We start from the raw sequence: 4,721 nt of genomic DNA, 5'->3' as shown, positions 1-4,721 counted from the left end.
AAGAGCTTTATAATGAGTTAAGCGTAAATAAATTATAGTAATTGGGGAGAAAAAATGCTCTCAAAATATTGTTCAAGCATGAAACACCCTTTAAATCATGTCGGACTACCTAAGCTTTGAAGGACTCTTAAAGCATCCTTTCTTTTTTTCATCCAAGGAGTGCCGGTCTCTTGGCTTAGCCTTCCTCCTCTTCATAGAAGTACTACAGGATCTATCCCTCACACACATCAAATGATTGGCAAAAAGCTTGACTATCCTAAGTGCGAGCTCCATACGCGGTTCTTACGCTCTTTAGCAGCTTAAAAAATCCTCTAGTTTGCTATTAACTCATCGGCTTCAATGCTCTTCGTAGGCTTACTTATTTGGAAGAAAGCTATAAAATTATCCTTAAAGAGGCTTAGGGCCTCCTTACCAAAATTCTTTTATTCTGAGATATGGGGAAAGATCACGGTTCTATAAAGCATAGGGGGAAAAAGAGATTTATCATGGGCTAAAAAATCTTAAGCTAAAAGGATTGATCTGTAAGCAAAAAGAATGGATTATAGAAAGAATACTTGCCTAGTCTAGATTAGGCTATGACGTAGAACAAGTAAAATTTATGAGGCTTTGCCAAACGCTAGTTCAGCCTTTCTTTTATTTGCTAGGATATGCCTTCTATTAAGAAGAATAGCGCAATAATTTAATTCAAAGAATGCCTCTTAATAAAGGGAAGTGATTTAAGCTTGGATTCTAATTCAGGCGTTAAAGTTACCCCCCAGCGGCTTTCAATATGTAAAATGGCATGCACATCTTCCTGGCAATGAAACTCTAATTGAATGGGCGTGGTTCCACGATGTTCTACAAATAACCCTTTAAGTTGCATTATTTGTGTTAAACGCACACTGTCCAAATCTATTTTTAAAGACAAAGTCTTAGACTCTTTCATTACTTCTCTCTTTTTTTCTAGCACGGCCTTTGATTTTTCTACTTTTTTATCTCGCCCCTCTCCTATAGCTTTTGCAAAACGTGCTGCTTGTAATTTAGCTTTATCAAAAGCCCGATCGCATTCTTCTACCATCGCTTCATTAGCTTTAGTTAAATCATCGATCCATTTACAAGAAAGTCGAAGAGAGTCTTCCTTTTTATCTACTTGAATGACTGCATATAATAATTGATTTTCTTTTAACAATAAGCTTTTCTGCTCAAATAAATCAGACCATATAGGCATCTCATAACGATCCATGCCATCGCTAACCATCAAGATGGCAAACTTTTTCTGTGTTTTAGAAGAGACTCGTATTTCAGCTGTTTCTACAATCAAAGCTGCCCGAAAGACAGCATTGTGCTCTAGATTTTGAACATGGCTTAAAGGTATGCAAGAAAGCCGTGTGATAATCTCACGATAAGCATCCATGGGATGACCGGTTAGAAAAAAGCCCAAAAGTTCTTTTTCTCGTAAAAGAGTATCTAATCGGGAGGTCTTCTTTTTTACTTCAGGAGGATGAATAAAACGAGATTCGGAGGACTCTCCCATCAAAGTAAAAAGGGATAAGACGCCAGCTGAAGCTTCTTGCTTTTCTTTTAGCACAGTTTCATAGATAGGATCAATACTTTGTCTTAAGCTATCTCTCGACCAGCTAGTAAAATCAAAACATCCTGCATCCACCAAGTTTTCAATGACCTTTTTGCCTACTTTCGTGTTATCAATTCTTTTAATAAATTGATATAAGCTCGTATAAGGACCGCCTCTATTTCTTTCCTTAATAATAGCTTCCACGACTCCTTCTCCCACTCCTTTAATACCTGCCATGGCAAAACGAATTCCTTGAGGAGTAGCAAAAAACGTAGCATGCGCTTCGTTAACATCTGGCTGCAAAATGGCGATACCCATTTCTTGGCATTCCCCAATGAATTTAGTTACCTTTGTTAAATCATCACTGTCGCACGTCATGAGAGCAGCCATCCACTCATTAGGATAGTTAGCTTTCAGATAGGCAGTCACATAGGAGAGGTACCCATAGGCAGCTGCATGGGATTTATTAAATCCGTAGGCAGCAAATTTTTCCATTTTATCAAAAATTTGCATCGAGGTTTCTTCATCAATCCCATTTTCCAACGAACCTAAACGAAATTTTTCTCGTTGCTGAAGCATTTGATCCATATCTTTTTTACCCATAGCACGCCGCAGTACATCCCCTTCACCTAGCGAAAATTTGGCAAGTTTACTAGCTATCTGCATCACCTGCTCTTGATAAACCATAATGCCATAGGTTTCTGCAAGAATATCATTCATCCATGGATGGTCATATTCAATGGGCTCACGACCATGTTTTCTATTAATGAAAGAAGGAATCATATCCATAGGGCCTGGGCGGTAGAGAGCTCCTACGGCAATAATTTCTTCAAACTTATCCAAATGGAGCTGGCGCGCCAAATCTTGCATGCCTGCAGATTCCAGCTGAAAGATGCCTAAAGTTTTTCCTTGGTTTAAAAGATTAAAGGTAGGCTGATCATCTAAAGGAAGATTAATCCAATCAATGGCTTTACCCACCCTTTTATAGATTGCCTTTACACATATATGAATAGCGGTCAATGTTTTAAGGCCTAAAAAGTCCACCTTTAGCATTCCCACTAATTCAACAGGTTTCATGGAGAGCTGAGTCACTGGCATATCAGAATCTTTAGAAAGGCAGATAGGTATGAAGTTAGTTAGCGGCTCTCCACTGATAATGATGCCTGCAGCATGAATGCCTGTATTGCGAATAGATCCCTCTAAAGTTTTACCTATATCGATGATACGTTGAGCATCTTCGTCCTGCTCATACATGGCCCGTAAATCTGGATCTTTTTCTAAAGCTTTCTCAAGGGTTATATTAAGGTCATCCGGTACGAGTTTAGCAATCGCATTTACCTTAACCAAAGGAACACTTAATACCCGTCCTACATCCTTAATGGTCATCTTCGCTTTCATGGTGCCAAAAGTAATGATCTGCGCAATATTATCTTTACCATATTTTTGAAGGGTATAGTTAATTACCTCACTGCGCCCGTCCATACAAATATCTACGTCAATATCAGGATAAGAAAGCCGTTCAGGATTGATGAAACGCTCAAAAAATAGATGAAAACGTAGGGGTTCAATATCGGTCACCCCAATAAGATAAAGCACAATAGAACCAGCCCCCGACCCTCTACCTGGTCCTACAGGGATCCCCTGACGTTTGGCCCAATTGATAAAATCCCATACAATCAGCAGGTAGTCACTCATCCCTTTGGGAACAATAATGTCCATCTCATATTTCAAGCGCTCTTGCACGATGTGAAGAGGATCTTTCTCAGGAAAGATCTCTTTTATTTTATTTAAACGTTCAGGTGTATACCGCTTGGAAATACCTTCCTCGCATAATTGCCATAGATAATTTTTTACGGCCTCAGCTTGCTCTTCTTTAGTGTAATTTTTTCCCTCAAGAGAAGGAGGTAAGTAAATGGGATAATGCTTGGTTTTGAAATCAATAGCCACATTACATTTTTCAGCGATTTCCAAGGTATTGGATAGAGCTTCTGGAAAATCGCTAAAAAGCTCGGCCATTTGTTGAGGAGATTTAAAATAGCATTCATGAGAGGGATAAGTACGACGTTTGGGGTTAGGCACGCGAAATTTTGGGTTGCCATACGAGTCTTTTTCCCACATTTCTGTAGGCTCCCCAGACTGAATATTAAGTAAGATCTCATGAGCGCGCCAATCAGCACGTTCAATGTAATGACTATCATTTGTAGCAACGGTCTTTATGTTAAGCTCTTTAGATATTTCTATAAGAGTGGCATTAATTTTTTCTTGTTTTTGTATATAGTCTTGATAATATTGCTGAAGCCAGGTTTCTTGAGGCAAGCCGTCCTGGCGAATATCTTGATCTGTCATCCGGTGGCGTTGTAATTCAAGATAATAATCGTCTCCAAAGAGCTCTTGATACCAACGGATTTTGCTTATTAAGCTATCTTTTGTGCCATTTAAAGCTTCATAAGCAATTAAGCTACTTTGGCAACCTGATAGACAAATCAATCCTTCACTATGAAGCTTAAGCACTTCATGATCGATGCGTGGATGGTAGTAAAATCCCTCTAGATAACCGATGGAAGTTAATTTACATAAGTTGTGATAACCAGCTTTATTTTTAGCTAAAATAGTTAAATGAAAATTAGTACGTGCTCCATATTCTTTTTTTTGTCAAATCGCGAGTCGGGTGCTACATAAAACTCACAGCCTAAGATGGGTTTAACACCCACATCTTTACAGGCCTTATAAAAATCAATAGCTCCAAACATGTTACCATGATCTGTTAAAGCTACTGCAGGCATATGAAAAAAAGCTGCTTTTTTGGCAATAGCATGTACATCAGCAGCAGCATCTAAGATGGAAAATTGAGAATGGACATGTAAGGGAACCCACATAAATATAATCTATCGCAATTATTGAAGAATTTAGGATCGAGTATACCGTATCTGATGAGATCGAGTAAACAAACAAATAAAAGGCTATTAGAAATTTAGTAAGATGCGATTTCTTTTAAGCTCTTTAGCCTTTTAGATAGGATGATGACTTAAACTCCTTGCAAGAAGAAAAGCTTGAAGAATGAGAGATAAAAACCCTTGGAAAATAAAATTTATTTTCTAAGGGGGGCTAGGTTCTTTTTCAACGCTCTTTTTTATAGATTTATAAAAGCCTAATTAAAAGGTAACAGTTC

The 4,721-nt window shown here is 38.2% G+C and carries 2 protein-coding genes; both read right to left on the bottom strand.

The annotated features are described in order from the left end of the window. Positions 1–679 precede the first annotated feature (679 nt). Positions 680–4,162, bottom strand: coding sequence for a DNA polymerase III subunit alpha (dnaE, locus tag DB41_RS01995; protein ID WP_255350897.1), 3,483 nt, complete (start codon positions 4,160–4,162; stop codon positions 680–682). Between the two features lie 2 nt (positions 4,163–4,164). Further along, a complete protein-coding gene (locus DB41_RS12480; protein WP_255350896.1) occupies positions 4,165–4,428 on the bottom strand; it encodes a PHP domain-containing protein in 264 nt (87 codons plus the stop codon). Positions 4,429–4,721 lie beyond the last annotated feature (293 nt).

The organism is Neochlamydia sp. TUME1 (assembly GCF_000813645.1).
Taxonomy (GTDB): Bacteria; Chlamydiota; Chlamydiia; order Chlamydiales; family Parachlamydiaceae; genus Neochlamydia.
Note: the sequence above shows the minus strand (reverse complement) of the source record. Positions and strands in the feature narration are given on the sequence as shown.